Origin of the sequence: Candidatus Palauibacter polyketidifaciens (genome assembly GCF_947581785.1) — a bacterium.
Taxonomy (GTDB): Bacteria; Gemmatimonadota; Gemmatimonadetes; order Palauibacterales; family Palauibacteraceae; genus Palauibacter; species Palauibacter polyketidifaciens.
In genome coordinates, this window is record NZ_CANPVO010000051.1 from 1 (window position 1) to 24,504 (window position 24,504).

42 protein-coding genes are annotated in these 24,504 nt (G+C 67.0%); all 42 read left to right on the forward strand.

The genetic code is table 11. The annotated features are described in order from the left end of the window. Nucleotides 1–89: 89 nt before the first annotated feature. The 42 genes from rpsJ to nadD all read left to right on the forward strand — a co-directional run bounded on the left by rpsJ (nucleotide 90) and on the right by nadD (nucleotide 24,503). Nucleotides 90–398, forward strand: a complete 309-nt coding sequence (gene rpsJ / locus RN729_RS13625) for a 30S ribosomal protein S10 (RefSeq protein ID WP_310756558.1) — start codon at nucleotides 90–92, stop codon at nucleotides 396–398. Nucleotides 399–402: 4 nt separating this feature from the next. Further along, the gene (rplC, locus tag RN729_RS13630) at nucleotides 403–1,026 is read left to right on the forward strand and encodes a 50S ribosomal protein L3 (RefSeq protein ID WP_310785609.1); all 624 of its coding nucleotides are present in this window, start codon (nucleotides 403–405) and stop codon (nucleotides 1,024–1,026) included. Then, nucleotides 1,023–1,658 (forward strand): 50S ribosomal protein L4, encoded by a 636-nt coding sequence (gene rplD / locus RN729_RS13635; RefSeq protein WP_310785610.1) that lies wholly within the window; start codon nucleotides 1,023–1,025, stop codon nucleotides 1,656–1,658. The genes rplC and rplD overlap by 4 nt, the downstream gene beginning before the upstream one ends. Then, nucleotides 1,655–2,011, forward strand: a complete 357-nt coding sequence (rplW, locus tag RN729_RS13640) for a 50S ribosomal protein L23 (RefSeq protein ID WP_310785612.1) — start codon at nucleotides 1,655–1,657, stop codon at nucleotides 2,009–2,011. The genes rplD and rplW overlap by 4 nt, the downstream gene beginning before the upstream one ends. A gap of 3 nt (nucleotides 2,012–2,014) precedes the next feature. Further along, nucleotides 2,015–2,854 carry a 50S ribosomal protein L2 gene (rplB, locus tag RN729_RS13645; RefSeq protein ID WP_310785614.1) on the forward strand — a complete coding sequence of 280 codons (840 nt, stop codon included), beginning with the start codon at nucleotides 2,015–2,017 and terminating at the stop codon, nucleotides 2,852–2,854. A 14-nt stretch (nucleotides 2,855–2,868) separates the two neighbouring features. Then, nucleotides 2,869–3,153 (forward strand): 30S ribosomal protein S19, encoded by a 285-nt coding sequence (rpsS, locus tag RN729_RS13650; protein WP_310785616.1) that lies wholly within the window; start codon nucleotides 2,869–2,871, stop codon nucleotides 3,151–3,153. After that, nucleotides 3,153–3,503 (forward strand): 50S ribosomal protein L22, encoded by a 351-nt coding sequence (gene rplV, locus RN729_RS13655; protein ID WP_310785618.1) that lies wholly within the window; start codon nucleotides 3,153–3,155, stop codon nucleotides 3,501–3,503. Before rpsS ends, rplV begins: the two co-directional genes overlap by 1 nt. Beyond that, on the forward strand, nucleotides 3,503–4,192 hold the full coding sequence (gene rpsC, locus RN729_RS13660; RefSeq protein ID WP_310785620.1) for a 30S ribosomal protein S3: 690 nt from the start codon (nucleotides 3,503–3,505) through the stop codon (nucleotides 4,190–4,192). The genes rplV and rpsC overlap by 1 nt, the downstream gene beginning before the upstream one ends. A 6-nt stretch (nucleotides 4,193–4,198) precedes the next feature. Further along, on the forward strand, nucleotides 4,199–4,609 hold the full coding sequence (rplP, locus tag RN729_RS13665; protein WP_310785622.1) for a 50S ribosomal protein L16: 411 nt from the start codon (nucleotides 4,199–4,201) through the stop codon (nucleotides 4,607–4,609). Next, complete coding sequence (gene rpmC, locus RN729_RS13670) at nucleotides 4,610–4,825, forward strand: 50S ribosomal protein L29 (protein ID WP_310785624.1); 216 nt, start codon at nucleotides 4,610–4,612, stop codon at nucleotides 4,823–4,825. After that, nucleotides 4,818–5,087, forward strand: a complete 270-nt coding sequence (gene rpsQ / locus RN729_RS13675) for a 30S ribosomal protein S17 (protein WP_310785626.1) — start codon at nucleotides 4,818–4,820, stop codon at nucleotides 5,085–5,087. Before rpmC ends, rpsQ begins: the two co-directional genes overlap by 8 nt. 15 nt (nucleotides 5,088–5,102) lie before the next feature. Next, nucleotides 5,103–5,471: a 50S ribosomal protein L14 gene (gene rplN / locus RN729_RS13680; protein WP_310785628.1), complete on the forward strand. Its 369-nt coding sequence runs from the start codon at nucleotides 5,103–5,105 to the stop codon at nucleotides 5,469–5,471. Nucleotides 5,472–5,514: 43 nt separating this feature from the next. Next, entirely contained in the window at nucleotides 5,515–5,862 is a 348-nt protein-coding gene (gene rplX / locus RN729_RS13685) for a 50S ribosomal protein L24 (protein WP_310785630.1), read from the forward strand. A gap of 42 nt (nucleotides 5,863–5,904) precedes the next feature. Next, nucleotides 5,905–6,480 carry a 50S ribosomal protein L5 gene (gene rplE / locus RN729_RS13690; protein ID WP_310785632.1) on the forward strand — a complete coding sequence of 192 codons (576 nt, stop codon included), beginning with the start codon at nucleotides 5,905–5,907 and terminating at the stop codon, nucleotides 6,478–6,480. A gap of 14 nt (nucleotides 6,481–6,494) precedes the next feature. Continuing rightward, nucleotides 6,495–6,680: a type Z 30S ribosomal protein S14 gene (locus RN729_RS13695; RefSeq protein ID WP_310785633.1), complete on the forward strand. Its 186-nt coding sequence runs from the start codon at nucleotides 6,495–6,497 to the stop codon at nucleotides 6,678–6,680. Nucleotide 6,681: 1 nt separating this feature from the next. Next, nucleotides 6,682–7,080, forward strand: coding sequence for a 30S ribosomal protein S8 (gene rpsH / locus RN729_RS13700; RefSeq protein WP_343218935.1), 399 nt, complete (start codon nucleotides 6,682–6,684; stop codon nucleotides 7,078–7,080). Nucleotides 7,081–7,133: 53 nt separating this feature from the next. Then, entirely contained in the window at nucleotides 7,134–7,676 is a 543-nt protein-coding gene (gene rplF / locus RN729_RS13705) for a 50S ribosomal protein L6 (RefSeq protein WP_310785635.1), read from the forward strand. Between the two features lie 26 nt (nucleotides 7,677–7,702). Further along, nucleotides 7,703–8,080, forward strand: coding sequence for a 50S ribosomal protein L18 (rplR, locus tag RN729_RS13710; protein ID WP_310785637.1), 378 nt, complete (start codon nucleotides 7,703–7,705; stop codon nucleotides 8,078–8,080). Between the two features lie 12 nt (nucleotides 8,081–8,092). After that, nucleotides 8,093–8,614: a 30S ribosomal protein S5 gene (rpsE, locus tag RN729_RS13715; RefSeq protein ID WP_310756594.1), complete on the forward strand. Its 522-nt coding sequence runs from the start codon at nucleotides 8,093–8,095 to the stop codon at nucleotides 8,612–8,614. After that, the gene (gene rpmD / locus RN729_RS13720) at nucleotides 8,580–8,801 is read left to right on the forward strand and encodes a 50S ribosomal protein L30 (protein WP_310785639.1); all 222 of its coding nucleotides are present in this window, start codon (nucleotides 8,580–8,582) and stop codon (nucleotides 8,799–8,801) included. Before rpsE ends, rpmD begins: the two co-directional genes overlap by 35 nt. 10 nt (nucleotides 8,802–8,811) lie before the next feature. Further along, nucleotides 8,812–9,252 carry a 50S ribosomal protein L15 gene (gene rplO, locus RN729_RS13725; RefSeq protein WP_310785703.1) on the forward strand — a complete coding sequence of 147 codons (441 nt, stop codon included), beginning with the start codon at nucleotides 8,812–8,814 and terminating at the stop codon, nucleotides 9,250–9,252. A 3-nt stretch (nucleotides 9,253–9,255) separates the two neighbouring features. Continuing rightward, nucleotides 9,256–10,614 (forward strand): preprotein translocase subunit SecY, encoded by a 1,359-nt coding sequence (gene secY / locus RN729_RS13730; RefSeq protein WP_310756598.1) that lies wholly within the window; start codon nucleotides 9,256–9,258, stop codon nucleotides 10,612–10,614. Beyond that, nucleotides 10,614–11,276: an adenylate kinase gene (locus RN729_RS13735; RefSeq protein WP_310785641.1), complete on the forward strand. Its 663-nt coding sequence runs from the start codon at nucleotides 10,614–10,616 to the stop codon at nucleotides 11,274–11,276. Before secY ends, RN729_RS13735 begins: the two co-directional genes overlap by 1 nt. Next, the gene (gene map, locus RN729_RS13740; RefSeq protein WP_310785643.1) at nucleotides 11,273–12,055 is read left to right on the forward strand and encodes a type I methionyl aminopeptidase; all 783 of its coding nucleotides are present in this window, start codon (nucleotides 11,273–11,275) and stop codon (nucleotides 12,053–12,055) included. The genes RN729_RS13735 and map overlap by 4 nt, the downstream gene beginning before the upstream one ends. Nucleotide 12,056: 1 nt before the next feature. Then, a complete protein-coding gene (gene infA, locus RN729_RS13745; RefSeq protein WP_310756603.1) occupies nucleotides 12,057–12,275 on the forward strand; it encodes a translation initiation factor IF-1 in 219 nt (72 codons plus the stop codon). Nucleotides 12,276–12,374: 99 nt separating this feature from the next. Beyond that, nucleotides 12,375–12,491, forward strand: a complete 117-nt coding sequence (gene rpmJ / locus RN729_RS13750) for a 50S ribosomal protein L36 (protein WP_310785645.1) — start codon at nucleotides 12,375–12,377, stop codon at nucleotides 12,489–12,491. A 10-nt stretch (nucleotides 12,492–12,501) separates the two neighbouring features. Then, complete coding sequence (gene rpsM / locus RN729_RS13755; protein ID WP_310785646.1) at nucleotides 12,502–12,882, forward strand: 30S ribosomal protein S13; 381 nt, start codon at nucleotides 12,502–12,504, stop codon at nucleotides 12,880–12,882. A 57-nt stretch (nucleotides 12,883–12,939) separates the two neighbouring features. Beyond that, nucleotides 12,940–13,320 (forward strand): 30S ribosomal protein S11, encoded by a 381-nt coding sequence (rpsK, locus tag RN729_RS13760; protein ID WP_310756609.1) that lies wholly within the window; start codon nucleotides 12,940–12,942, stop codon nucleotides 13,318–13,320. Further along, on the forward strand, nucleotides 13,321–13,953 hold the full coding sequence (gene rpsD / locus RN729_RS13765; RefSeq protein ID WP_310785648.1) for a 30S ribosomal protein S4: 633 nt from the start codon (nucleotides 13,321–13,323) through the stop codon (nucleotides 13,951–13,953). Between the two features lie 75 nt (nucleotides 13,954–14,028). Then, nucleotides 14,029–15,132, forward strand: coding sequence for a DNA-directed RNA polymerase subunit alpha (locus RN729_RS13770; protein WP_310785650.1), 1,104 nt, complete (start codon nucleotides 14,029–14,031; stop codon nucleotides 15,130–15,132). After that, on the forward strand, nucleotides 15,122–15,484 hold the full coding sequence (gene rplQ, locus RN729_RS13775) for a 50S ribosomal protein L17 (protein WP_310779500.1): 363 nt from the start codon (nucleotides 15,122–15,124) through the stop codon (nucleotides 15,482–15,484). The genes RN729_RS13770 and rplQ overlap by 11 nt, the downstream gene beginning before the upstream one ends. Nucleotides 15,485–15,502: 18 nt before the next feature. Further along, nucleotides 15,503–16,006, forward strand: coding sequence for a hypothetical protein (locus RN729_RS13780; protein ID WP_310785652.1), 504 nt, complete (start codon nucleotides 15,503–15,505; stop codon nucleotides 16,004–16,006). Between the two features lie 18 nt (nucleotides 16,007–16,024). Then, nucleotides 16,025–16,216 carry a 50S ribosomal protein L28 gene (gene rpmB / locus RN729_RS13785; RefSeq protein ID WP_310785654.1) on the forward strand — a complete coding sequence of 64 codons (192 nt, stop codon included), beginning with the start codon at nucleotides 16,025–16,027 and terminating at the stop codon, nucleotides 16,214–16,216. 21 nt (nucleotides 16,217–16,237) lie between these two features. Continuing rightward, on the forward strand, nucleotides 16,238–17,047 hold the full coding sequence (locus tag RN729_RS13790; protein WP_310785656.1) for a uroporphyrinogen-III synthase: 810 nt from the start codon (nucleotides 16,238–16,240) through the stop codon (nucleotides 17,045–17,047). Then, nucleotides 17,040–18,017, forward strand: a complete 978-nt coding sequence (gene hemB, locus RN729_RS13795) for a porphobilinogen synthase (RefSeq protein WP_310785658.1) — start codon at nucleotides 17,040–17,042, stop codon at nucleotides 18,015–18,017. The genes RN729_RS13790 and hemB overlap by 8 nt, the downstream gene beginning before the upstream one ends. 43 nt (nucleotides 18,018–18,060) lie before the next feature. Further along, complete coding sequence (locus tag RN729_RS13800; protein WP_310785660.1) at nucleotides 18,061–19,020, forward strand: GDP-mannose 4,6-dehydratase; 960 nt, start codon at nucleotides 18,061–18,063, stop codon at nucleotides 19,018–19,020. Between the two features lie 36 nt (nucleotides 19,021–19,056). After that, nucleotides 19,057–20,385 (forward strand): UDP-glucose/GDP-mannose dehydrogenase family protein, encoded by a 1,329-nt coding sequence (locus RN729_RS13805; protein ID WP_310785662.1) that lies wholly within the window; start codon nucleotides 19,057–19,059, stop codon nucleotides 20,383–20,385. Further along, nucleotides 20,382–21,329, forward strand: a complete 948-nt coding sequence (locus tag RN729_RS13810) for a UDP-glucuronic acid decarboxylase family protein (protein WP_310785664.1) — start codon at nucleotides 20,382–20,384, stop codon at nucleotides 21,327–21,329. The genes RN729_RS13805 and RN729_RS13810 overlap by 4 nt, the downstream gene beginning before the upstream one ends. Beyond that, nucleotides 21,326–22,135 (forward strand): glycosyltransferase family 2 protein, encoded by an 810-nt coding sequence (locus tag RN729_RS13815; protein WP_310785666.1) that lies wholly within the window; start codon nucleotides 21,326–21,328, stop codon nucleotides 22,133–22,135. Before RN729_RS13810 ends, RN729_RS13815 begins: the two co-directional genes overlap by 4 nt. Nucleotides 22,136–22,169: 34 nt before the next feature. Then, entirely contained in the window at nucleotides 22,170–23,090 is a 921-nt protein-coding gene (locus RN729_RS13820; RefSeq protein WP_310785668.1) for a tetratricopeptide repeat protein, read from the forward strand. Next, complete coding sequence (gene bamD, locus RN729_RS13825) at nucleotides 23,087–23,893, forward strand: outer membrane protein assembly factor BamD (RefSeq protein ID WP_310785670.1); 807 nt, start codon at nucleotides 23,087–23,089, stop codon at nucleotides 23,891–23,893. Before RN729_RS13820 ends, bamD begins: the two co-directional genes overlap by 4 nt. Beyond that, nucleotides 23,874–24,503 (forward strand): nicotinate (nicotinamide) nucleotide adenylyltransferase, encoded by a 630-nt coding sequence (gene nadD, locus RN729_RS13830; protein WP_310785672.1) that lies wholly within the window; start codon nucleotides 23,874–23,876, stop codon nucleotides 24,501–24,503. The genes bamD and nadD overlap by 20 nt, the downstream gene beginning before the upstream one ends. Nucleotide 24,504: the final 1 nt, after the last annotated feature.

Below are 24,504 nucleotides of genomic sequence, written 5' to 3' on the forward strand. Positions count from 1 at the left end.
CCGCGAGGGAGGCCGGACGGTGGGCGCCGGGGTCGTCACCGCCATCCACGACTAGCGGAAAGCCCCGGAAAACGAGACGGCGCACAGATATGGCGCAGAAGATACGGATTCGGCTGAAGGCCTTCGATCCAGCGGTGATCGACCAGACGGCGGCGGACATCGTTCGGACGGCGCAGAAGACCGGTGCGTCCGTCAGCGGGCCGATCCCGCTCCCGACGCGCCGTCAGCTGTTCACGGTCCTGCGGAGCCCGCATGTGGACAAGAAGTCGCGGGAACAGTTCGAACTGAAGACGCACAAGCGGCTCATCGATATCCATGACTCCCGTCCGCAGACGATCGACGCGCTGACGAAGCTGGATCTCGCGGCCGGCGTCGATGTGGAAATCAAAGTCGAGTAGCGAGATGCCCGGGTTGATCGGCCGCAAAATCGGCATGACGCAGATCTTCGACGACGACGGGAAGGCCGTCGGCGTCACGGTGCTGGAAGTCGGACCCTGTCCGGTCGTCCAGATCAAGACCGCCGAGCGCGACGGATACGATGCCGTGCAGCTGGGCTTCGGTCGCGTGAAGGAAGGGCGCGTGCGAAAGCCGACGGCGGGCCACGCCGCGCGCGCCGGACTCGACTACGTACCGCGCGTCCTCGCGGAGTTCGACTTCGAAGGCGAGGAGTTCGAGCTGGGCCAGGAGCTCACGGTCGGCATGTTCGATGCCGGATCGCGCGTGAACGTGACGGGAACGACCAAGGGCCGCGGGTTCCAGGGCGTCGTGAAGCGGCACGGCTTCGGCGGAGGTCGCGGCTCCCACGGTGGAACGTCCGTTCTCCGGGCCCCCGGCTCGATCGGGGCCGGCACGGACCCGTCCCGTGTCATCAAGGGGCGGAAGATGGCGGGCCGCATGGGGGGAACGCAGCGGACGGCGATGAGCCGGAGGATCATTCGGGTCGACGCCGAAAAGAACCTTCTGATCGTTCAGGGTTCCGTCCCGGGTGGGCGAAACAACCTCGTCATGGTGAGGCCGGGCCGATGAAAGTCGCGACGTACGGTTCCGACGGCACGGCGGGGGCCGAGCGGGCCCTGCCCGAGACGCCGTTCGACGGCGTGGTCAACGAAGATGTGCTCCATCAGGTCGTCACCGCCGTGCTGGCGAACCGTCGACAGGGGACCGCATCGACGAAGACCCGCTCGACCGTTCGCGGAGGATCGCGGAAGCCCTGGCGGCAGAAGGGGACGGGACGTGCCCGCGCCGGCTCGATCCGTTCGGCGCTGTGGCGCGGCGGCTCGGTCGTCTTCGGCCCGCAGCCGCGCTCCTATCGCGTGCGCGTGCCGAGGCGGATCCGTCGACTGGCGATCCGTTCGGCACTCAACACGAGAGCCATGAACGGCGACCTCGCGCTCATCGAGCCTCTGGGTTTCGATCCGCCGAAGACGCGGCACGTCGCGGCCCTGCTGGCCGGCATCGGCCGCGCTTCGGAGAACATCCTCTTCCTGACGGCGGGCCACAAACCCGACGTCCACCTGTCGGCCAGGAACCTGCCCGGCGTGCGCGTGCTCCCATGGGGAGGGGCGTCGGCGTACGACATCCTCTGGTCCGACCTGGTGCTCGTCGAGTCGTCGGTCTTCGATGCGGCGGGAGACTCCGCCGGGGAAGGTGAAGCATGACGCGCGCGCCGAACGAGATCATCCTGCGTCCGCTCTTCACAGAGAAGACATCTACGAGCCTCCAGTCCGAGGGGACCGACGGGGTGGGACGGCGTCTCCAGGCGCGCATCGACCTCGGCGAGGTGGAGCCCCGTCCGAAATACACCTTCGAGGTGGCGCCGGACGCGAACAAGATCGAGATCCGCCGCGCCTTCGAGGCGATCTTCGAGGGAAGGCGGGTCACCTCCGTGCGCACGATGAACGTGCGGGGGAAGAAGAAGCGCATGGGGCGCACGATGGGCCGTCGGCCGCACTGGAAGAAGGCGATCATCGAAGTCGCGGACGGTCCCGTCGATGTGCTGGAGGGAATCTGATCGATGCCGATTCGCAAGTTCAAGCCGGTCACGGCGGCCTCCAGACACCGGAGCGTATCGACTTTCGAGGAGATCACCCGCAGCGAGCCGGAGCGGTCGCTGACGGAGGGTCTGCCGAAGAAGTCCGGTCGCAACCATCATGGGCATATCACGAGCCGGAGGCGCGGGGGCGGTCACAAGCGGCGTTATCGCCGCATCGACTTCAAGCGCAGGAAGGACGGCGTGCCCGGCGTCATCGCGGAGATCGAATACGATCCGAATCGCTCGGCCCGCATCGCGCTCATCCATTACGCGGACGGGGAGAAGCGCTACATCCTCCACCCGCGGGGTCTCGGTGTCGGTGACACCATCCTCTCCGGGTCCGGGGTCGACCCGAACGTGGGCAACTGCCTGCCGCTGGGCGAGGTTCCGCTCGGGACGGTCGTACACGGCGTGGAACTCGCCCCCGGCAAGGGCGCGCAGCTCGCTCGCTCGGCCGGCGCGTCAGTCCAGGTCGTCGCGAAGGAGCGGGGAACGGTCACCTTGCGGCTCCCCAGCACCGAGATGCGCATGGTGCCGGAATCGTGCCGCGCCACGGTGGGGCAGGTCGGCAACGTCGACCACGAACTCGTTCGAGCCGGGAAGGCGGGCCGCTCGAGGTGGAAGGGCCGGCGGCCCAAGGTGCGCGGCGTAGCGATGAATCCCGTGGACCATCCCCTCGGAGGTGGGGAGGGGCGGAGTTCCGGCGGTCGTCCGCCCGTGTCGCCGTGGGGCAAGCCGGAGGGTCGCAAGACGAGGAAGAAGCACAAGCCGAGCAACAAGCTGATCGTGCGCGGCCGCAAGCGCGGCAGGGCCACGAAGTAGGAGCGAGAGATCCGATGCCGAGAAGCGTGAAGAAGGGACCGTACATCAATGAGAAGCTGCTGATGAAGGTGCAGCGGATGAACGATTCCGGAGACAAGTCGGTCATCAAGACGTGGGCCCGGGCTTCGACCATCAGCCCGGATTTCGTCGGACACACGCTTGCGGTGCACAACGGCAACAAGTTCATCCCGGTCTACGTGACGGAGAACATGGTGGGGCACAAGCTCGGAGAGTTCGCGACGACGCGGACGTTCCGCGGGCACGCCGGTTCCGCGCGAGACCGGAGGGGCAGAGTCTGATGCAGGCGACAGCCAGGGCGAAGAACCTCGGCATGTCCGCCCGGAAGATGCGTCTGGTCATCGACCAGATTCGCGGGCGGGACGTCAACGAGGCCTACGCCATCCTGCAATTCTCGAAGAAGAAGGCGGCGCGCTCGATCGGAAAGCTGCTCCGTTCGGCCGTCGCCAATGCCGTCTACAGGGCGGACGAGGGCGGGGAGACGCTGGACGTGGACGAACTCTATGTGCGCGAGGCCTACGTGGACGAAGGCAGGACGCTTCGGCGCTGGCGAGCGCGCGCCTACGGAAGAGCGACCCCTCGGCTCAAGCGGAGCAGTCACGTGACGGTCGTCGTGGACACGAGAGACTAATGGGCCAGAAGACACACCCGTACGGATTCAGACTCGGCGCGGTCAAGCCGTGGCGGTCGCGCTGGTACGCACAGGGCAAGGAGTTTCCGAAGCTGCTCGCGGAAGACGAGAAGCTGCGGAAGTACCTGCAGGCGCGGCTCGGTCACGCGGCGATTGCCCAGGTGGAGATCGAGCGCAAGCCGTCGAAGATCGTCGTCACGATCCACACGGGTCGCCCCGGCGTCGTCATCGGCAAGCGCGGGGCCGAGGTCGACAAGCTGCGTGACGAACTCGCTCTGCTGACGGACGCGGAAGTTTCCGTCAATGTCGAGGAGATTCGCCGTCCGGAGACCCAGGCTCAACTCGTGGCGGACAACGTGGCCCACCAGTTGACGCAGCGGATCAGCTTCCGCCGCGCGATGAAGCGGGCCGTGCAGGCGGCGATGCGAGCGGGTGCCGGCGGCATCCGCATCCAGTGCGGCGGGCGGCTCGGCGGCGCCGAGATCGCGCGCTCGGAGGGCTATCACGAAGGGCGCGTGCCGCTGCACACGCTGCGTGCGGACATCGACTACGCGGAGCGACAGGCCCGGACGACGTTCGGCACGATCGGCGTGAAGGTGTGGATCTTCCACGGCGAGATCGTGGAAGACCGCCGTGGTCAGACGTACACCGCGGGCGGGCGCCGCCGCGCGGGTCGTGGGCGAGGATAGAGACACATGCTGCAACCGAAGCGGATCAAGTACCGGAAACAGCAGAAGGGGCGCATGCGCGGCGCCGCGCATCGCGGCAACAAGGTCTCGTTCGGCGACTACGCGCTTCAGGCCGTGGAACCGGGCTGGATCACGAACCGTCAGATCGAAGCCGCTCGAGTCGCCATGACGCGGCACATCAAGCGTGGCGGAAAGGTCTGGATCCGCATTTTTCCGGACAAGCCGCTCACGCAGAAGCCCGCGGAGACCCGGATGGGGAAGGGTAAGGGGAATCCCGAGTACTGGGTCGCGCCGGTGAAACCGGGTCGCGTGATGTTCGAGATCGAGGGAGTCGACATCGAACTCGCTCGGCGGGCGATGCAGTTGGCGTCGGCGAAGCTTCCGGTCAAGACACGCTTTCTGGAGCGGGAGGACTAGGTGTCGCTCGAGGCGATGGAGATTCGCGAATTCACCGACGAGGAACTCGACGAGGAACTCGCCCGCGCGAAAGACGAAATCGCTCGTCTGCGCTACCGGGCCGCGTTCGAGGAACTTGAGAACCCGTCGCTCCTGAAGACGTTGCGTCGCGAGATCGCGCGACTGAAGACCGTGCAGGTCGAGCGAGCGCGTAGCGAGGAGAATCAGGTTGGCTGATCAATCGGCGACGAAGGGCCGGCGCAAGGTTCGGGTCGGAACGGTCGTGAGCGACCGCATGGAAAAGACCGTCGTAGTGTCCGTCGAGCGGCGGCTCGCGCACCCGCTGTACGGCAAGCAGGTGAGCCGCGGGAAACGGTACCAGGCACACGACGAAGAGAACGAATACCGGGTGGGTGACGTGGTGCGGATCGAAGAGACCCGCCCGCTCTCCAGGCTCAAGCGCTGGCGCGTGCTCGAGCTGGTCCAGCGTCCGGAGTAACGGGGGCACGACGAGATGATTCAGCAGGAATCGATGGTCCGCATCGCGGACAATTCCGGTGCCCGCCGGGCTCTATGTATTCGAGTCCTCGGGGGGTCGCGCCGCCGGTACGCCCGCGTGGGCGACGTGATCGTCGCGACGATCAAGGACGCGACCCCGCACGGGAACGTGAAGAAGGGCCAGGTGGTTCGGGCGGTCGTCGTGCGAACGGCAAAGGAGAGCCGGCGGCGCGACGGCAGTTACATCCGCTTCGATGAGAACGCGGCGGTAATCATCAACGACGCGGGAGAGCCGACCGCCACACGTATCTTCGGGCCGGTGGCGCGTGAACTGCGCGAGAAGAGATTCATGAAGATCGTGTCGCTTGCCCCCGAAGTGATCTAGCGGCTGCGGGCCGCGAGGTGTCGCACGAGGATCTGAACCGACGATGACACGCAAGAAACTGCATATGAGAGCCGGAGACACGGTCCGGGTGATCGCGGGCAACTATGTCGGCGCCCAGGGCCAGGTGCTGCGCACGATCCCTTCGCGGGGACTCGTCGTGGTGCAGGACGTGAACATGCGCAAGCATCACAAGCGTCCCGTGGCCAACGCGAAGGGCGGGGTCACCGAAGGCGGCATCGTGACCTACGAAGAGCCGATCAGCGCTTCGAACGTGATGCTCGTGTGTCCCCAGTGCGACGAGCCGTCGCGGATACGCCGCCAGCGCGATGCTGACGGCACGATCGAGCGGATCTGCAAGCGTTGTGACGACCCCATCCCGACTGCGAGCTAGCAGCGTGGCTTGGCTACGGGCGACCAGGGACGGCAGAGAAAGATGAGTTCGGAAAACGGAAAGCCGCGGCTGCGGAAACACTACGAGGACACGGTCCGGGCGAAGCTTGCCGATATCTTCGGCTTCGAGAACCCGCACCAGATCCCCAGGCTCGAGAAGATCGTGATCAACGCCGGGCTCGGCGAAGGAAAGGATAATCCGAGGCTGATCGAATCCGCCTCGAACGAGATCGCGGTGATCAGCGGCCAGCGGCCCGTAGTGACGCGGGCGCGGAACTCGATCTCGAACTTCGGTCTGCGTGAAGGCATGCCGATCGGTACGATGGTGACGCTTCGCGGTGCCCGCATGTACGAGTTTCTCGATCGGTTCATCAGTACGGCCGTGCCCCGAATCAGGGACTTCAGGGGGTTCAGGAGCCGGGCGTTCGATGGACGCGGCAACTATACGGTGGGAATCCGGGAGCAGATGGTCTTCGCGGAAGTCGATTACGACGAGATCGTCAAGATTCACGGGCTCAACATCACGTTTGTCACGACGACCAACCGGGACGATGAGGCGCTCGTCCTGCTTCGCGAGATGGGGATGCCGTTTCGCGATGAGGTGCCGGTCGTCATCTAGCGGGAAGAGGCTGAATGGCAAAGACAGCACTGATCGTGAAGGCGAACCGCAAGCCGAAGTTCAGTTCGCGCAGGGTGCGGCGCTGCTATCGCTGCGGCCGGCCCCGCGCCTACATGAGGAAGTTCGGTTTGTGCCGGATCTGTTTCCGGGAGCAGGCGCTCCGCGGAGAGATACCGGGCGTTCGGAAAGCGAGTTGGTGAGATGAGCATGACCGATCCGATCGCGGACATGCTGACGCGCATCCGCAACGCCGGCCGGGCCGGCCACCGGCGCGTCGACATCCCGCTCTCGAAGATCAAGATCGAGATCGCCAGGATCCTGGCGGAGAACCACTTCGTTCGCGGCTACAAGGTGCTGGACGACGACCGGCACGGCCGTCTGCGCGTGTATCTCAAGTACACGTCGGACGAGCGGCCGGTGATTCGACTGCTCGAACGCGTGTCGAAACCCGGCCTCAGGAAGTACGTCGACGCGAACTCGATCCCCAAGGTTCGGGCCGGGATGGGGATCGCGATCATGTCGACATCGAACGGATTGATGACGGACCGTGACGCCCGTCGGCAGCACGTCGGCGGGGAGATCATCGCGAGAATCTACTAGCGGGGCTGCCGGGAGTCGGTGCCGGCGGTCGCCCCCGCGAGGGAGCAGATAGCGTGTCGAGAATCGGAAAGCTGCCAATCCCCGTGCCGGACGGCGTCGAGGTGAGGATCGATGGCGCGCATGTGACGGTGAAGGGCCCTCGGGGTGCGCTCGAGCGGTCGTTCGACCCCGATATGGAGATCACGCAGTCCGAGGGTGCGGTGTCCGTGAAGCGTGCCTCCGATGAGGCGCGGCACCGGGCTCTGCACGGACTCACGCGGTCCCTGATCGCCAACATGGTCACGGGCGTATCCCAGGGGTACGAGAAGCGCCTGGAGATCCACGGCGTCGGGTACCGGGCGGAACAGAAGGGCGACAGCGTCGTGTTCAGCGTCGGGTACAGCCATACGGTCACCGTCGAGCCGCCGGAGGGCATCACGTTGGGCGTCGAGTCACCGACGCTGGTCAAGGTGTCGGGGAACGACAAGGAGAAGGTCGGGCAGATGGCGGCGGAGATCCGCGCGATCAGACCGCCCGAACCCTACAAGGGGAAGGGAATCCGTTACGTGGGCGAGTACGTGCGCCGCAAGGCCGGCAAGGCGACGGCGACAGCCTGAGCGGCAGACCAGACAGAGGGAAGACGATGGACATCAGGGGGCGGACGAAACAGAGGCATCGACTGCGGAGGCGTCGACACGCCCGGATCAAGAAGAAGATCCGGGGAACGGCCGGCCGGCCGCGTCTCGTTGTGTTCCGAAGTCTGCGGCATCTCGAGGGCCAACTGGTGGACGACGATCGGGGCGTTACGCTGCTCGGCGTCTCGACACTTGCCGGCGCGGACGGCGATGCCGGGGAACGCTCCGGCAAGGTCGCCGACGCTTATCTTGCGGGCAGGACACTTGCGGAGAAGGCGGTCGCGGCCGACGTGGGCGAGATCGTGTTCGACCGCGGCGGGTATCCCTATCACGGCCGCGTTCGGGCATTTGCCGAAGGCGCCCGCGACGGCGGTCTCCGCTTCTAACGAGAGGGCTCCATGGCAAGAGGAGGAAAACGGCGCGACGACGGTGACAACTTCAAGGAGAACGTCATCTTCATCAATCGCGTCTCGAAGGTCGTAAAAGGCGGCCGTCGCTTTTCGTTCACCGCGCTCGTGGCGGTCGGTGACGGGCAGGGCCGTGTCGGCATGGCTCTGGGCAAGGCGAACGAGGTTGCCGAGGCGATCCGCAAGGGATTCGAGCAGGCGCGTCAGGCCATGGTCGTCGTGCCGATCGTGAACGGGACCATCCCTCACGAAATCCTCGGGCGCCACGGCGCGGGCCGGGTGCTGCTCAAGCCCGCCGGTCCGGGAACCGGCGTCATCGCCGGCGGTCCGGTCCGGGCGGTACTCGAGTGCGCCGGCGTGCAGGACATCCTCACGAAGAGCCTCGGCACGAACAATCCTCTCAACATCGTTCGCGCCACGATGAGCGGACTGCAGGATCTGGTCACGCCGGAGCAGGTTGCAGCCGAACGCGGGGTGGATGTCGCCACGATCCGGGAGGCCATGCGTGGGTGAGCGGCTGAGGATTCGTCAGGTGAAGAGCGGTCTCGGAGCGCAGCGCAAGCAGCGCGACACGCTTCGCGCCCTCGGCCTCAGGCACCACCAGGACCAGGTGGTGCAGCCGGACAACCGCGCGATACGCGGGATGATCCACGCGGTGGCGCATCTCGTCGAAGTCGAGGAGGTCGGACAAGATGGCTGAACGCGAGCGGATCGGGCTCGACAATCTCTCCCCGCCCCGCGGTTCGAAGTCCTCCGCGAAACGTCGCGGTCGCGGTCACGGATCCGGGCTGGGCAAGACGTCGGGACGCGGTCACAAGGGCCAGAAGTCGCGAAGCGGTGCGTCGATTCCGGCGTGGTTCGAGGGTGGCCAGATGCCCCTCTACCGGCGTACGCCCAAGCGGGGGTTCAAGCCACACCGGCGAACCGAGTGGCACATCGTCAACCTCTCGGAACTGGACCGCGTGGAGGGCAGCGGGATCGATCCCGGCACGCTTCGGGCGAGCGGCGTCATCCGCGGCACGGATCGTCCCGTGAAGATCCTCGGACGCGGGGACGTCGGGCGGGCGGTCGATGTGCGCGCGCACGCCTTCAGCGCATCGGCCCGCGAGAAGATCGAGGCGGCCGGCGGCACCGCCCGGGTCATCGAGTAAGGGATGGCGAACGGCCAGAACGCGGCGGCTGCCGCGGCGAACATCTTCAAGGTGCCGGAGCTGAAGGCGAAGATCCTCTTCACGCTCCTGTGCCTCGCTCTGTATCGGCTCGGCTCCCACATCACGACGCCGGGCGTGAACGTCGTGGCCCTGCAGGCCCTCGCCGGACAGTTCCAGGGCACGATCTTCGGCATCTACGACCTCTTCGTGGGGGGCGGCCTGCAGCGCGCGACCGTCTTCGCCCTCGGCATCATGCCTTACATCTCTGCGAGCATCCTCTTCCAGCTCCTCGCTGCCGTCATGCCGGCGATCGAGAAGCTGCAGAAGGAAGGGGAGGAGGGTCGCCGCAAGCTCACGCAGTGGACGCGATATACCACCGTGGTGCTGTGTATCGGGCAGTCCTACACCTACGCGCTCTTCCTCGAGGCTCAGCCGGGCGCGGTTCTCGATCCCGGTCTCGGATTTCGCCTCCTCACCGTGCTCATGCTTACGACCGGGGGCGTGTTCGTCATGTGGCTCGGCGAGCAGATCACCGAGCGCGGCGTCGGCAACGGCATGTCCCTGCTCATCTTCTTCTCGATTCTGCAGGGCTTCCCGGGAGCGGTGCTCAACACCTTCGAGCTCTACCAGGCCGGCGGCATCTCGCTCATCAAGCTCGCCGCCCTCGCGGCGACGCTCGTGGCCATCATGGCGGCGGTCGTCGCTCTGACGATGGCGCAGCGCAAGATCCCCGTGCAGATCCCGCGGAAGGTCGTGGGCAGAGGCCGGATCCGGGAAGGGCAACGGTCGTTCATCCCCCTGCGGATCAACTCCGCCGGCGTGATGCCGATCATCTTCGCCCAGTCGATCATCATCATCCCGGGGACCCTGGCCGCGTTCATGGGCAATCCCGGGCCGGGCAGCTCCGGCGCCCGGCGTTTCATCTACGAGATGAGCCAGGCGCTCCAGGTGGGGACGGCGTGGTACTACGTGCTGTACGTCGTGCTCATCGTCTACTTCACCTACTTCTACACGTCCATCATCTTCAACCCGACGGACCTGGCGGAGAACCTGAAGCGCCAGGGCGGGTTCATTCCGGGCGTCAAGCCCGGAGCGAAGACGGCGGACTATATCGATCACGTGCTCACGCGGATCACGCTGCCCGGCGCGGTCTACCTGGCGCTGATCGCCGTGCTGCCCTACCTGATCTTCTCGATTTTCGACCTTCAGACCTTTTTCTTCGGCGGCACTTCGCTGCTCATCGTGGTGGGCGTCGCGCTCGATACGATGCAGCAACTCCAACAGCATCTGCTGCTGCGTCAGTACGAGGGATTCATGAAGAAGGGTCGCGTCAAGTATCGCGGCCGACAGCGCTACATGTGATGGGCGCGCGGTTGATCATCATGGGTCCTCCCGGGGTCGGGAAGGGCACCCAGGGCGAGTTTCTGGCCGAACGCTTCGGCGTTCCGCGCCTCTCGACCGGCGACATGATCCGCGCCGCGCTCGAGGCCGGAACCCCGCTCGGCGAGAGGGTTCGAGTCTACTACGAAGCGGGCGAACTCGTGCCGGATGAGGTCGTCCTGGGACTCATCGCCGAGGCGTTCGACGGTTCGGAGGCGAGCGGAGGATTCGTGCTCGACGGATTTCCGCGCACGGTGCCGCAGGCCGATGGCCTCGGCGAACTGCTGGCCGACCGGAGCATCGAACTGGACGCGGTGCTTTCGCTCGAGGCGCCGGAGGAAGAACTCGTTGATCGCATTTCCGGGCGACGGGTGTGCGGAGCGTGCGGCCTCGTGACCCATGTGCGCGCCGTCGGGGCAAACGCGCCCTGCCCGGAGTGCGGAGCCGCTCTTGTCCAGCGCTCGGACGACCGCGCGGAGACCGTTCGCAATCGGCTCGCCGTCTACCGCGCCCAGACCGAGCCCCTGCTCGCCTACTACGCCCGGTCCGAGACGGGACTGACCGCGGTGGACGGCACGGGAACGCTGGAGGCGGTGCGGGATCGCCTCTTCGAGACGTTGCACCTGGCGGAGGTGGCCGGTTGATCCGGCTGAAGTCGGCCGCCCAGATCGACGCCATCGCGGCCGCGGGAGCGATCGTGGCGGAGGTTCTCGAGATGGCGGCGGAGCAGGCCATCCCCGGACGGAGCACCGGGGAGCTGGACGACATGGCGGAGGCGCTGATCCGGGACAACCCGGGCGCGACGCCCGCCTTCAAGGGGTTGTACGGGTTCCCGGCGACGCTGTGCACGAGCATCAACGAGGAGGTCGTACACGGCATTCCGTCGTTCGGGCGTGAATTGGAGTCGGGCGACATCTTGAGCGTGGATGTCGGCGTCAAGCTCGACGGTCTGTTCGCGGACGCGGCCGTTACGATTCCCGTGGGAGAAGTGCTGCCGACGACGGCGCGTCTGCTGGGTGTGACCCGCACGGCGCTTGACGTGGGCATCGAGGCGGCGCGTCCCGGAGCCCAGCTCGGCGATCTGGGCTGGGCGATACAGACGCACGTCGAAGCCGGGGGCTTCAGTGTCATCAGGGAGCTGGTGGGACATGGCGTGGGGGAGGCGCCTCACGAGGAACCGCAGGTTCCGAACTACGGAGTGCGCAACCGCGGGTTTCGGATGCAGGCGGGGCTCGTCATCGCCATCGAGCCGATGGTTAACGCGGGCGGGCCGGAGATCCGTACACTCGACGATGAATGGACGGTGGTGACGGGGGACGGACGCCTCTCCGCGCATTTCGAGCATACCGTGGCGGTGACGTCGGAAGGCCCGCGCGTGTTGACGCGCGTTGCGAGTCCCGCGCGAGCAGCAGGGGAGGCCTGAGTTGGCGAAGGAAGAACCGATCCAGATGACGGGGGAGGTCGCCGAGGCGCTTCCCAACGCGATGTTTCGCGTGGAGTTGGAGAACGGGCATCAGATCGTCTGCCACGTCTCCGGCAAGATTCGAATGAACTACATACGGATCCTGCCGGGGGACCGGGTTGCGGTCGAGCTGTCGCCCTACGATTTGACGAGAGGGCGGATCACGTACCGGTACAAGTGAACCGGCGCAAGCGGTGGTTGTGACGATGGAATTTGTTCGGATCGGTTCAGGCTGGTATTTTGAAGGGTTGCCATCGAACCGCCACGAGAGGACGGTAGCATGAAAGTTCGTTCGAGCGTCAGGCGAATTTGCGAGCACTGCAAGATTATCCGCAGGCGCGGTGTCGTGCGGGTGATCTGCAGTCGAAATCCGAAGTGCAAGCAGCGGCAGGGATAGGCAGGAAACCATGGCACGCATAGCCGGAGTCGATCTCCCGCGGAACAAGCGGATTGAGGTGGGCCTCACATACATCTACGGAATCGGCCACTCGACGGCGCGCAACATCCTGGCCGAAACGGGCGTGGATGGGGATGTTCGCGTCTACCAGCTGTCCGACGACGACGTCAACAAGCTGCGCCGGGTCATCGAGAACCACTACAAGGTCGAGGGTGCGCTGCGTACCGAGACCTCGATGAACGTCAAGCGTCTGATGGACATCGGATGCTATCGCGGGATGCGGCACAGGCGGAATCTGCCCGTGCGCGGCCAGCGAACGCACACCAACGCCCGGACCCGCAAGGGGCCGCGGCGCGCCGTGGCCGGCAAGAAGAAGGCGCCCCGGAAGTAGGGCGCCCGGAAGCAGACGCGACAACCACGTTCGGTCCAAACGGAGGACGCGCAGGGAATGGCAAAGCGGGTAAGAAAGAAGAAGCGCCAGGTCGATGCCGAGGGCGTCGCCCACATCAAGGCGACCTTCAACAATACGATCATCACGATCACGACTCTGACGGGGGACACCGTCGCCTGGGCCAGCGCCGGCAAGGCGGGGTTCAAGGGCTCCAAGAAGTCCACGCCCTTTGCCGCCACCATCGCGGCCGAGACGGTGGGACGCGAGGCCGCCGGCATGGGGATGCGGCGGGTCCACGTGGAGGTGCAGGGCCCCGGGTCGGGACGTGAGTCGGCGATTCAGGCGCTGCAGGCGGCCGGCCTCGCGATCCGTTCGATCAAGGACGTGACGCCGATTCCGCATAACGGATGCCGTCCGCCGAAGAAGCGGAGGGTATAGATGGCTCGCTACACGGGACCCGTTTGCCGGCTGTGCCGGCGCGAGGGAGAGAAGCTCTTCCTCAAGGGGAAGCGCTGTTTCACCGAGAAATGCGCGATCGAGCGACGCGCGTTTCCCCCCGGTCAGCACGGCGGCGGCCGCCGTCGACGGCGCCAGTCGGAGTACGCCGTGCAGTTGCGGGAAAAGCAGAAGGTAAAGCGGATCTACGGACTCGCGGAGAAGCAGTTCCGCTCTCTCTTCACGAAGGCGTCCCGCGTCCCGGGCGTCACGGGCGAGAACCTGCTCGTCGCGCTCGAGAGCCGGCTCGACAATATCGTCTACCGGCTCGGCTTCGCGCCTTCCCGCAAGGCGGCGCGGCAGCTCATTCGGCATCGACACGTGCGGGTCGAAGGGGCGACGGTCGACGTGCCGAGCTATTCCGTGGGGCCCGGCGCGGAAGTGTCGGTGGCGCCGAAGGCACGGAAGTTGCCGGTGGTGATCGAGGCGATCGAGGATCGCCGGTCGCGCGATCAGTTGTCGTGGCTGGGGGTCGACTATGACGCGGCGAGCGGGCGGATGCTCGAGCGCCCGTCCCGGTCCGACATTCCACTCGCCGTCGAAGAACAGTTGATCGTCGAACTCTACAGCAAGTAGGCGCCGCGCGGCCGGCGCGTTCCCCCGCATCCGGCCCGCGGAAGTCGCTGAGCGAAAACAGGGAGTGAAGTGCATATGACGGTGTCGGTAGATCTCGCGGGTCTCGTGCTTCCGGAAGCGATGGAGGAACAGAGGCGATCCCCCAGTGGGGCGCGCGCGTCGTTTCTTCTCCAGCCGCTGGAGCGCGGGTTCGGACACACGATCGGCAACTCGATCCGGCGGATCATGTTGTCCTCGCTTCCCGGGGTGGCCGTTTGGGCCTTCCGGGCGGACGGCGTTCAACATGAACACCAGACGGTCGACGGGGTCGCGGAGGATGTACATCAGATCATCCAGAACCTGAAGCGTCTGGTTCTGGTGATGGACGAGGACAAGGAAGACGCGAAGCTCTCGCTGACGGCGCACAAGGCCGGCCCGGTAACGGCGGAGCAGATCGTGGAGCATGCATCGGTTCAGGTGGTGAATCCGGACCTCGTGCTCTTCACGCTGCAGGAGGACTTGCCCGAGAAACGTCCTCTCACCTTCGACCTGTGGGTGAATCGCGGCCGCGGCTTCGTCATGGCGGAGCACCATGCGCCTCCCGAGGAGACCGAGGCCAGGCGTGACTTCCCGGTCGGGACGATCCGGATAGACGCCGTTTACAATCCCGTGACCCGCGCGAATTTCGATGTAAGGGAGACCCGGGTCGGCCAGCGCACCGACTTCGACCGGCTCGAGGTGGACGTCGAGACGAACGGAGCCCTGAATCCGGCGGAGGCGGTTTCGCAGGCGGCGGAGATCGTCCGGCTGCACCTGTCGTATTTCAGTCAGATGGGGACGGTGCCCACACTGCCGGAGGCCGTCGAGGCGGTTCAGGAGGAGAGGGCGAAGGAGCCGGTCGATTCGGGACTCGTCGAGCTGCTCGAACGCTCGCTCGAGGAGTTCAGCGAGGTCTCGGCCCGCTCGAGGAATACGCTCGAAAAGCAGGGCGTCACGACGCTGGGCGATGTCGTCACACGGTCGCGTGACGATATTCTGGGGCTGGAGAATTTTGGAGAGAAGTCTCTCGAGGAGCTTGCGGAGGTCCTCGGCCGGCACGGACTCCGGTTCGGCATGTCGTTCCTGCGGGATGAAGAGGGGAACCTCTACCTGAAGGAAGATCTGGCGGGGAACGGAGCTCGGAGCGACGATGAGGCATAGAAAGAAGGGGCGGGAACTCAGTCGGACGCGCAGCCATCGGAAGGCGATGCTGCGGAACATGGCGACGAGTCTCATCCTGCACGAGCGGATCCGTACGACCGAGGCGAAGGCGAAGGAGTTGCGGCCGTTCGCCGAAAAGCTCATCACTTTGGCGAAGAGAGGCGATCTGCACAGCAGGCAGCTGGCCGGCCGGCAGATCGCGGACCGCGCCGCGCTGCGGAAGCTCTTCGAGAAGATCGGCCCGCGTTTCGAACAGCGACCGGGCGGATACACGAGGATTCTGAAGCTGGGCGCGCGGAAGGGTGACGGAGCGGAGTTGGCGCTCATCGAATTCACCGATCGCGAGGCGTGAGGAACCGGGAGGAGAGACATGTCCAACAAGGGTGAAGGTGGACTCGGCGTCATCCTGAGCATCGTCGCGCTGGCGGCCATCGGAGGGTTCATGTATTGGCTGAACCTCCAGTCGCGCGACATCGAGGAGGCACGCGCCGCAGCCGAAGCGGCCGAGATCGAGGCGGCCCGTGATCTGGACGCGTCCGACCTCCTGGCCAATCCGCAGGGAGCCGTCAATCGCCGCGTGGTGATCGAAGGAATCCGCGTCGCGACCGGTCTGGGACAGGGCGCGTTTGCTCTCCAGCTTGCCCCGGGCGTCGCCTATCCCGTGCTGTTGGAACCCGATCCGATCCAGATCCTCAGGATGACGGAAACCACGATCTACGGCGGCGACAGCGTCGCCGTCTCGGGGCAGATCTATACATTCAACGATTCGATCGCCGGCGTCTGGGTCGAGTCCGGAGCGGTTCAGGAAGGCATGGGCGAGCTCATTCCATCGTCCCCGACCTTCCTGCTCGCCGACTCCGTGCACGTGCACTGAGCGAATACTGAGCGGGTCATGGCGAATTTCTGTTACGTCTGCGGCAAGGGACCCGGCGTCGGGAACCACGTCAGCAACGCGAACAACAAGCGCAAGCGGCGCTTCATGCCGAACCTCCAGCGGGTGAAGATCGTGGATGGTTCGGGTCGTCGTCGTGTGCTCGTCTGCACGCGGTGCATCAAGGCGGGAAAAGTCGTCAAGGCGTCCTGACACACTAGCAGCGGCGGTCCGGTGATCTCCCCCCCGCTCGCGGGCCAGCATGTGCTCGTCACGCGGCCCGCCGAGCAGGCCGAAGGCTTCCGCACCCTCCTGGAGGCCGCGGGGGCGACCGTAACGACGGCGCCGACCATCCGGTTGATCCCTCCATCCGATCCGGGGGCGCTAAGGCGGGCGGCCGCACGGCTGGCCGAGTACGACTGGATCGTGCTGACGAGTGTGAACGCCGTCCACCGCCTGGGAGAGGCTGCATCGAAGGCGGACTCGATGAGCGCGCCGGCGGCGGGCCGGTTCGCAACCGTGGGTCCGGCGACCGCGGGCGCGCTGCGCGCGCTCGGAGTGGCGGAGTGCCTCGTGCCGGCGGTCTATCGCGGCGAGGCGCTCGCCGAGGAGATCGTCGCGGCGACGGGTCCGGGGAGCCTGTCGGATGCGCGGATCCTGCTCGTGCAGGCCGAGCGGGGCCGACCCGTGCTGCGGGAACGGCTCGTCGCCTCCGGAGCGCGGGTCGATGTCGCCCCGGCCTACGACGTGGAGGTCAACCGGGACGTGCGCGACGCTCTCAGCGAGTTCATCGAACTGGGTCGCGGTGACTGGCTGACCTTCACGGCCTCGTCCGCTGCCCGTGCCTTCGTGGAACTCGTCGGCGCGCAGACCGGCGGCGCTCTCGTGGCGGCCATCAGTCCCGTGACCGCATCGACGCTCTCCGGACTCGGTCTGCCGGTGCACGTCGTGGCGGCCACCCACTCGATGCCCGGGCTCGTGGACGCTCTGGTTGCGTCCGCTGCCCGCCCCGGCCGTTTCGCGGCGACTCACGGCCATGCCTGAAGCCTCGTTCCCCGTCTCCCGGCTGCGCCGTCTGCGTCGCACGGCCGCCCTGCGCGAACTCGTGCGGGAGACACGGCTTGAGGCCTCCGATCTCATCTACCCCATGTTCATCCATGACCGGGGACCGCCCCGGCAGCCGATCCCTTCGATGCCCGGCATCGACCGCCTGAGCGTCGAGACGGCCGTCGAGGAAGCCGGCGCCGCGTTCGACGAAGGGATAAAGGCCGTCCTCTTGTTCGGCCTGCCCGCAAGCAAGGATGCGCGAGGTTCGAGCGCGGACGAGCCGGACGGCGTGATCCAGCGTTCGCTGCGGGCGCTTCGCCGCGCGCTTCCCGATCTGGTCCTGATCACCGATGTCTGCATGTGCGAATACACGGATCACGGCCACTGCGGGCTCCTCGACGGCGACCGCGTCGCGAACGACCCGACGCTTGAGCGGCTCGCCACTCAGGCCGTAACTCACGGGGCCGCGGGGGCGGACATCGTCGCGCCATCGGACATGATGGACGGTCGGGTCGGAGTGATTCGCGCCGCGCTCGACGAAGCGCACCTCGAGGACGTGGCCATACTGTCCTATGCCGCGAAGTACGCGAGCGTCTTCTACGGCCCTTTCCGGGATGCGGCGGACTCCGCACCCGCCTTCGGGGATCGGCGCGGGTATCAGATGGATGTGCGGAACGCGGATGAGGCGATCCGCGAGGTCCGGTTCGACATCGCCGAAGGGGCGGATCTCGTGATGGTGAAACCGGCGCTGCCGAATCTCGACATCATCCGGCGAGTGAAGGATGAGTTCCGGATGCCCACCGCCGCGTACCAGGTGAGCGGAGAATACGCGATGATCGAGGCTGCAGGTGCCCGTGGCTGGCTCGACGCGGAAGCGGCCAGCCTGGAAGCGGTCCTGGCCATCCGGCGTGCGGGGGCGGACCTGGTCGTGACCTATGCCGCGCGACGCCTCGCGCGGGCACTCTAAGTCTCGTGTCCGACGACGCCCGTCGCTCGATGGGGTGCCTCCGGTGAGGGTCCTCGTGACGGGCGGCGACGGGTTCGTCGGACAGCACCTGGTCGACCATCTGCTGGGCCACGGATACGAGGTGACGGCGACGATGCTCGGGGAGGCACCCTCCGCCGGGACCCTTTCACCGGCCGCCCTCGCGGCGGCCGATTGGACGCGGCTCGATGTGCGAGACTCCGACGCCGTTGCCTCCGTCGTGCATGCCGTCCGTCCGCGCCGTGTCTTCCACCTTGCCGGCTTCTCGTCGGGCGCCGAGGCCGGCAGGCGGTCCCGCGAAGCTCTCGCGGTGAACGGCGCGGGCACGCTGAGCCTCGTTGAGGCGATCGCGCGAGCTCCCGTGGACGTGCAGGCCGTTGTCGTGGCGGGTTCCGGGGACGCGTACGGCGGCGGCGGTGGACCGATGGGAGAGCGGACGCCACTTCGGCCGAGGAGCGTGTACGGCGCGACCAAGGCCGCCCAGGATGTTCTCGCGCGCGGAGCGGGCGCGGCGCTGGGCGTACGCGTGGTCGTCGCACGGCTCTTTCCGCTCGTCGGTCCCGGCCAGCGCCCCGCGTTCGTACTCCCGAGCTTCTGCCGTCGTGCCCTCGCGATTCAGCGAGGAACGGCGGAGCCGCGGCTCGCCGTGGGAAATCTGGCTGTGGCGCGCGACTTCACGGATGTGCGCGATGGCGTCCGGGCGCTCGCGGGCATCGCGGACCTCGACGGGACGCCCCACATGGCGTACAACGTGTGCTCCGGGATCGCGACGAAGATCCACCGTCTGCTCGAGTGGGTGCTCGAGAGGGCGGAAATCGAGCCGGAGATCGTGCGCGATCCGGCCCTTGTGCGGCGCGGAGAACCCGAAGTCGTCGTCGGTGACCCCGCGCGGCTGCGGGCCGCGACCGGGTGGCGCGCGGCGCGCGACCTGCGGGCCTGCGTACACGCCACCATGGACTGGGTCGCGACCTCCGGCGCGGCCTGACGCCGAGCCCCTGAACGAAGGACGACGGAGATCTCGATGGAAATCACCGTGATCGGCACCGGATACGTTGGACTCGTGGCGGGGTCCTGTCTGGCCGGATCCGGGAACCGTGTCACCTGCGCCGACGTTGACGAAGAGAAGATCCGGCGTCTGAACTCCGGAGACGTCCCCATCTACGAGGCCGGCATCGAGCGCCTCATCTCGGAGGGCCTCGCCGCTGGACGGCTTCGATTCACGACGGACGCGGCGGAGGGCATCACGACGGCCGACGTGATCTTCGTCGCCGTGGGTACGCCGCCCGGTCAGGACGGGCTGGCGGACCTCGATTTCGTGCTGGACGCGGCTCGCGTGATCGGCGACCACCTGCGTCCCGGCGCCGTCGTCGTCATGAAGAGCACCGTACCCGTCGGGACGAACGACATCGTGCGAGCCGAGATCGCCCGACGGACCGATCTGCCCTTCCACATGTGTTCCAACCCCGAGTTCCTCAAGGAAGGAGACGCGGTGGGGGACTTCCTTTACCCCGACCGGGTCGTCTGCGGCGTGGACTCGGACCGCGCCCGGCGCTGCATGGAGGAGCTCTACGAACCCTTCGTCCGCTCCGGGAACCCGCTGATCTTCATGGACATCGCCTCGGCGGAACTGACCAAGTACGCGGCAAACGCGATGCTCGCCGCCCGGATCAGCATGATGAACCAGTTCGCGGAACTCTGCGAACGAACCGGAGCCGACATCGAGCGCGTCCGCCGTGGCGTGGGCTCGGACCCCCGCATCGGCTCGGCCTTTCTCTATGCCGGCACGGGGTATGGCGGCAGCTGCCTTCCCAAGGACGTGCGGGCGATCATCCGTTCCGCGGAAGAGCAGGGGGTCGACCTCGGCATCCTGAGGTCCGTGGCCGCCGCGAACGATCGCCAGACCACCGTCCTCGTCCGGAAAATCCGGGAGCGGTTCGGCGACGATCTCGCCGGCCTGCGCTTTGCGCTCTGGGGGCTTGCGTTCAAGCCTCGCACGGATGACATGCGCGAGGCGCCCTCGCGCGCGGTCGCCGAGGCGCTGTGCGAACGGGGAGCGTCGGTCGTCGCGCACGATCCCGCCGCCATGGAACAGTCGCGCGAGTTCTATCTGGGGGACGCCGTGGAGTACGCGGCGGACGAGTACGAGGCGCTCGACGGGGCGGACGCGCTCGTCGTCGTGACGGAATGGCTCCAGTACCGGCGTCCCGACTGGTCCCGGTTCGCGAAGCGCATGGCCCGCCCCATCGTATTCGACGGGCGCAACGTGTTCGAACCGGACCGCATGGCTTCGCGGGGGTTCGAGCACTACCCGGTCGGGCGGCGGCAGATCGGTCCGGCGGAGATCGCATGAGGCTGGTCGTCACCGGCGCCGCCGGCTTTCTCGGTTCGCACCTCACCGACCGCCTCCTCGCCGAGGGACACTCGGTCGTCGGCATCGACAGCCTGATCACGGGAACGCGGCGCAATCTCGCCCATCTGCGGGATGAACCGAGGTTCGCGTTTCTCGAGCGGGACGTGTCGGAGCCCATCGAGATCGAGGAGGAGATCGAAGGGGTCTTCCACTTCGCCTCGCCGGCCAGCCCGGTCGACTACCTTCGTTTCCCGATCCAGACGCTGAAGGCGGGCGCCCTGGGCACGCGCAACGCCCTGGGCCTGGCCAGAGCGAGCGGCGCCCGGCTGCTGCTCGCGTCCACCTCGGAGGTCTACGGAGATCCGCTCGTCCACCCGCAGCCCGAAACATACTGGGGCAACGTGAACCCGATCGGTCCGCGCTCCGTGTACGACGAGGCGAAGCGCTTCGCCGAGGCCCTCACGATGGCCTACCACCGCGAGTACGGCGTGGATACGCGCATCGTGCGAATCTTCAACACCTACGGCCCGCGCATGCGTCCGGACGATGGCCGGGTCGTCTCGAACTTCGTCGTCCAGGCGCTCCGGGGGGAGCCGCTCACCATCTACGGAGACGGCTCCCAGTCGCGGAGCTTCTGTTATGTGTCCGACCTTGTGGAGGGGATCTGGCGCCTCTTCAACGCCGATATCCATGCGCCGGTGAACCTGGGCAATCCCGGCGAGTATACGATCCGCGCCCTGTCCGATCTCGTGCTCGCGACCGCGGAATCCGCGTCCACGGTCGAGGTCCGTCCGCTGCCCGACGACGACCCGAGAATGCGCTCTCCGGACATCTCTCTCGCCTCCGCCCGGCTGGACTGGACGCCCCGAATCCCGCTCGAGGTCGGCCTGCAGCGAACGGTCGAGTATTTTCGGGAGGTGCTTCCCGGGGCGGCACGCGAATGATCGTACAGGAGGGAGGCGAGGAGGAGATGGGGCGAGCCCGGGTCTCCGTGGTCATGCCGGTGTACAACGAGGAGGCGACGCTCGAGGCGATCGTCCGGCGCGTGAAGGAGGTGGCCCCGGACGTGGAACTCGTCGCGGTCGACGACGGCTCGGCCGACGCATCCGCGTCGATCCTGAACCGGCTGGAAGCGGAAGGGCTGGTCGACCGGGTCCTCGCGCACGAGCGGAACCAGGGAAAGGGCGCGGCGCTTTCCACCGGGTTCCGGGGCGTCAGCGGCGATATCATCATCATCCAGGATGCCGATCTCGAGTACGACCCCGCCGAGTATCCGCGTCTCCTGGAGCCGATCCTCGCCGGCCGAGCGGATGTCGTCTACGGGTCGCGATTCATGGGGGGGCAGCCGCACCGGGTCCTCTACTACTGGCACTACGTGGGGAACAGGTGGCTGACTCGGCTGTCGAACATGATGACGAACCTCAACCTCACGGACATGGAGACGTGCTACAAGTGCTTCCGCCGGGAAGTGATCGAGCAGCTCACGATCGAGGAGCGGGCCTTCGGCGTCGAACCGGAGATCACGGCGAAGGTCGCCATGGGTGGCTGGCGCGTGTATGAGGTGGGGATCTCGTACGCGGGACGGACGTATGCGGAGGGCAAGAAGATCGGGTGGCGCGATGGCGTTTCCGCGCTGCGCTGTATCTTTCTGTACGGGCTCGTGCGGCGCTGGACGCGCAGGGGCGGGCCGCGCGCCTCGAGCGAGGCAACCGGCGACATCCGTGGCGGCGTCGAAAGCGGGGAGAGTTGAGACATTCGGGGAACGAAGGCCGGCAGGGGCGTCCATGGTGACCGTCCGACAGTGGATCGTTCAGGGGACCGCCGGGGTCCTGGCGGCGCTTGCGGTTGCGGCGTGCGAGGATCCGGTGGACCGGTCCGTCGTGCGCGGGGATCGATACCTGGCCGTCGGGGACGCGGACATGGCGATCGCCGAGTACCTCCTCGCCCGGCGCGTGAGCGGGGACACGGACGACCTCCTCCTGCGGCTCGGGCAGGCCCATGCCGCGCGCGGCGATGTCGACGAGGCGCTCACGGTCTACGAGACGCTTGCGGAGCGCGACCCCCGGCTGCGTCATCAGGCGGCGGCCTCGCTCGCCGGACTCGCGTGGTCCGCGCAGGAGCGGGGGGCGGCCGAGAACATGTCCCGCGCGCTCCAGCCTCTGGTCGATTGGGGACTGGGCTATCTTCCCGCCGACCTCCAGCGCTCCCTGGCCGCCTATCATGCGGCCGAGGGTGACTACGCACGTGCCCTTTCGCTGCGCCTCGCGCTCCTCGCCGGGGAGGGGGAGCCGGAGCCGGCGGTGCTGTACGATGTCGGCCTCGCGTATGAACAGCTCGGCGCATGCACTCGCGCGCTGCCCTTCTATCGGAGTTTCCTCGAGGCGATGGAGGAAAGCCGCTCGAACCCCGAGGACGCCCGCTACCGCTACGGGAATTGCCTCTACGTGTCCGCGGCTGAAGACCGGGCGGAGGGCCGCCCCGCGGCCGCCCTCGAGAAGCTGACCGAAATGGTCGAGCTCGGTGAGCCGCGGACGCACATGGTCGAGGCGCACTTCCTCATCGGCGAACTCCACCTCGCGCTCGGCCAGACGGACGAGGCGCTCGTCAACTACGCCCGCGTGCTGGAACTGAACCCGACGCGCACACACGCTCTCGTCCGGCGGGCGGAGGAGCGGATCCGACAGATCCGCTTCGGCTTCGAATGAGGCTCCCGGCCGGGATGGCGCCGCGCGAGGCGCGCCGCGGAGTGCTCGCCGCCGCGGTCCTCATGCTCACGGGCTGTTCGAGTTCCGGGCCCCCGGGCGACCTGGCGCCGCCGGATCTCTTCCAGTGGGCGCAGGATCGTTTCGACGCCGAGGAATACCGGAGAGCGGCCGACGGCTTCCTCGCCTTCATGGTCCGCGATCCCCTGAATCCGCTCGTCGACAGCGCGCAGTACCTCGCAGCCGAGGGCCAACTCCGGGCGGGCAACGAACTCGACGCCGTGGAGGAGTTCCGGCGCATGGCCACGAACCGGCCCAACAGTCCCCTCGCGGACGACGCCCAGCTGGGGCTGTGCCGGGCGTACCTCGCGGCCTCGCCCCGGGTGACCCTCTCCCAGGAGTTCACACGGCGGGCCCTGGACGAGTGCGAGCGGTTGTTGCAGTTCTTCCCAACGACCCCCTTCCGCGAGCAGGCTGAAGGCCTGATCGCGGAAGCGCGCGCCAAGCTGGCCGAGAAGAGCTACGAAATCGGGAAGTACTACCAGGATCGCATGAGATTGCCGGAGTCCGCGATCGTCTATTTCGAAAAATCGCTGGCCGACGAGCCGACCGGGGCATTCCTGCCGGACCTCCTGTTGCGATTGTATCGCAGTTACAGCCAGGTGGGGTTCGAAACCGAGGCCGGAACCATGAGGGAGCGGCTGCTGTCGGAGTTTCCCGAGTCCGAGGAAACCCGGTTGCTGTTGGCGGACGAAGATCCGGCGGCGGAGGAGGACCGCGCGGGGGATGCCGGGTCCCGTCGCTGAAGTCCCGGCGGCCGGCCGGCGGACGGGCATCCTCGGCGGGAGCTTCGATCCTCCGCACATGGGCCATGTGTCCGTGGCGCGTGATCTTGTCGAAGTGCTGCGCCTCGACCGCCTGCTCGTGATCCCCGCGGGCGATCCGCCGCACCGGCAAGTCACGCTCCCCGCGGAGGTTCGCCTCGACCTCACGCGCCGGGCCGTTGCGGGCCTGCCCGGCATCGAAGTCAGCCCGATGGAGATCGAGCGGGCCGGTCCCTCCTACACCGTGGACACGCTGGAAGCCCTCGCGCGGCGCTTTCCTTCCGACCGGCTCGTCCTCGCGATGGGCGCGGACCAGTTTGCGGCGATCCACCGCTGGGACCGCTGGCGCCGGATTTCGGAGCTGGCCCGCATCGCGGTGATGCCGCGGGGCGGCCGGGAGCCCGCACCCTCCCCGGAATCGACGCCGATCGAGTATGTTGTCGCGAACGTCACGCGAGTGGATATCTCGGCGAGCCGGATCCGGCAGCGCCTCGAGGAGGGCCGTTCGGTCCACCTCCTCGTTCCGGAAACGATCCGACACCATGTCGAGCGCGCCTGGGCCGGACGCCCCGCGCGCCATGTAACCCAGTGAG

Excerpts from the sequence above, each read along its gene's own strand:
- rpsJ (WP_310756558.1), top strand. The coding sequence starts at position 90 with ATGGCGCAGAAGATACGGATTCGGCTGAAGGCCTTCGATCCAGCGGTG.
- RN729_RS13770 (WP_310785650.1), top strand. The coding sequence starts at position 14,029 with ATGACGGTGTCGGTAGATCTCGCGGGTCTCGTGCTTCCGGAAGCGATG.
- rpsM (WP_310785646.1), top strand. The coding sequence starts at position 12,502 with ATGGCACGCATAGCCGGAGTCGATCTCCCGCGGAACAAGCGGATTGAG.
- rpsE (WP_310756594.1), top strand. The coding sequence starts at position 8,093 with ATGGCAAGAGGAGGAAAACGGCGCGACGACGGTGACAACTTCAAGGAG.
- nadD (WP_310785672.1), top strand. The coding sequence starts at position 23,874 with ATGCCGGGTCCCGTCGCTGAAGTCCCGGCGGCCGGCCGGCGGACGGGC.
- rpsK (WP_310756609.1), top strand. The coding sequence starts at position 12,940 with ATGGCAAAGCGGGTAAGAAAGAAGAAGCGCCAGGTCGATGCCGAGGGC.
- rplX (WP_310785630.1), top strand. The coding sequence starts at position 5,515 with ATGACACGCAAGAAACTGCATATGAGAGCCGGAGACACGGTCCGGGTG.
- rplV (WP_310785618.1), top strand. The coding sequence starts at position 3,153 with ATGCAGGCGACAGCCAGGGCGAAGAACCTCGGCATGTCCGCCCGGAAG.
- RN729_RS13780 (WP_310785652.1), top strand. The coding sequence starts at position 15,503 with ATGTCCAACAAGGGTGAAGGTGGACTCGGCGTCATCCTGAGCATCGTC.
- rpsC (WP_310785620.1), top strand. The coding sequence starts at position 3,503 with ATGGGCCAGAAGACACACCCGTACGGATTCAGACTCGGCGCGGTCAAG.
- rplD (WP_310785610.1), top strand. The coding sequence starts at position 1,023 with ATGAAAGTCGCGACGTACGGTTCCGACGGCACGGCGGGGGCCGAGCGG.
- rplP (WP_310785622.1), top strand. The coding sequence starts at position 4,199 with ATGCTGCAACCGAAGCGGATCAAGTACCGGAAACAGCAGAAGGGGCGC.
- RN729_RS13805 (WP_310785662.1), top strand. The coding sequence starts at position 19,057 with ATGGAAATCACCGTGATCGGCACCGGATACGTTGGACTCGTGGCGGGG.
- rplC (WP_310785609.1), top strand. The coding sequence starts at position 403 with ATGCCCGGGTTGATCGGCCGCAAAATCGGCATGACGCAGATCTTCGAC.
- rpsS (WP_310785616.1), top strand. The coding sequence starts at position 2,869 with ATGCCGAGAAGCGTGAAGAAGGGACCGTACATCAATGAGAAGCTGCTG.
- hemB (WP_310785658.1), top strand. The coding sequence starts at position 17,040 with ATGCCTGAAGCCTCGTTCCCCGTCTCCCGGCTGCGCCGTCTGCGTCGC.
- rplQ (WP_310779500.1), top strand. The coding sequence starts at position 15,122 with ATGAGGCATAGAAAGAAGGGGCGGGAACTCAGTCGGACGCGCAGCCAT.
- RN729_RS13810 (WP_310785664.1), top strand. The coding sequence starts at position 20,382 with ATGAGGCTGGTCGTCACCGGCGCCGCCGGCTTTCTCGGTTCGCACCTC.
- rpmJ (WP_310785645.1), top strand. The coding sequence starts at position 12,375 with ATGAAAGTTCGTTCGAGCGTCAGGCGAATTTGCGAGCACTGCAAGATT.
- RN729_RS13820 (WP_310785668.1), top strand. The coding sequence starts at position 22,170 with ATGGTGACCGTCCGACAGTGGATCGTTCAGGGGACCGCCGGGGTCCTG.
- rplE (WP_310785632.1), top strand. The coding sequence starts at position 5,905 with ATGAGTTCGGAAAACGGAAAGCCGCGGCTGCGGAAACACTACGAGGAC.
- rpmB (WP_310785654.1), top strand. The coding sequence starts at position 16,025 with ATGGCGAATTTCTGTTACGTCTGCGGCAAGGGACCCGGCGTCGGGAAC.
- rpmD (WP_310785639.1), top strand. The coding sequence starts at position 8,580 with ATGTCGCCACGATCCGGGAGGCCATGCGTGGGTGAGCGGCTGAGGATT.
- bamD (WP_310785670.1), top strand. The coding sequence starts at position 23,087 with ATGAGGCTCCCGGCCGGGATGGCGCCGCGCGAGGCGCGCCGCGGAGTG.
- secY (WP_310756598.1), top strand. The coding sequence starts at position 9,256 with ATGGCGAACGGCCAGAACGCGGCGGCTGCCGCGGCGAACATCTTCAAG.
- rpsH (WP_343218935.1), top strand. The coding sequence starts at position 6,682 with ATGAGCATGACCGATCCGATCGCGGACATGCTGACGCGCATCCGCAAC.
- rplW (WP_310785612.1), top strand. The coding sequence starts at position 1,655 with ATGACGCGCGCGCCGAACGAGATCATCCTGCGTCCGCTCTTCACAGAG.
- rplN (WP_310785628.1), top strand. The coding sequence starts at position 5,103 with ATGATTCAGCAGGAATCGATGGTCCGCATCGCGGACAATTCCGGTGCC.
- RN729_RS13695 (WP_310785633.1), top strand. The coding sequence starts at position 6,495 with ATGGCAAAGACAGCACTGATCGTGAAGGCGAACCGCAAGCCGAAGTTC.
- rplB (WP_310785614.1), top strand. The coding sequence starts at position 2,015 with ATGCCGATTCGCAAGTTCAAGCCGGTCACGGCGGCCTCCAGACACCGG.
- rpsD (WP_310785648.1), top strand. The coding sequence starts at position 13,321 with ATGGCTCGCTACACGGGACCCGTTTGCCGGCTGTGCCGGCGCGAGGGA.
- RN729_RS13815 (WP_310785666.1), top strand. The coding sequence starts at position 21,326 with ATGATCGTACAGGAGGGAGGCGAGGAGGAGATGGGGCGAGCCCGGGTC.
- RN729_RS13735 (WP_310785641.1), top strand. The coding sequence starts at position 10,614 with ATGGGCGCGCGGTTGATCATCATGGGTCCTCCCGGGGTCGGGAAGGGC.
- rplR (WP_310785637.1), top strand. The coding sequence starts at position 7,703 with ATGGACATCAGGGGGCGGACGAAACAGAGGCATCGACTGCGGAGGCGT.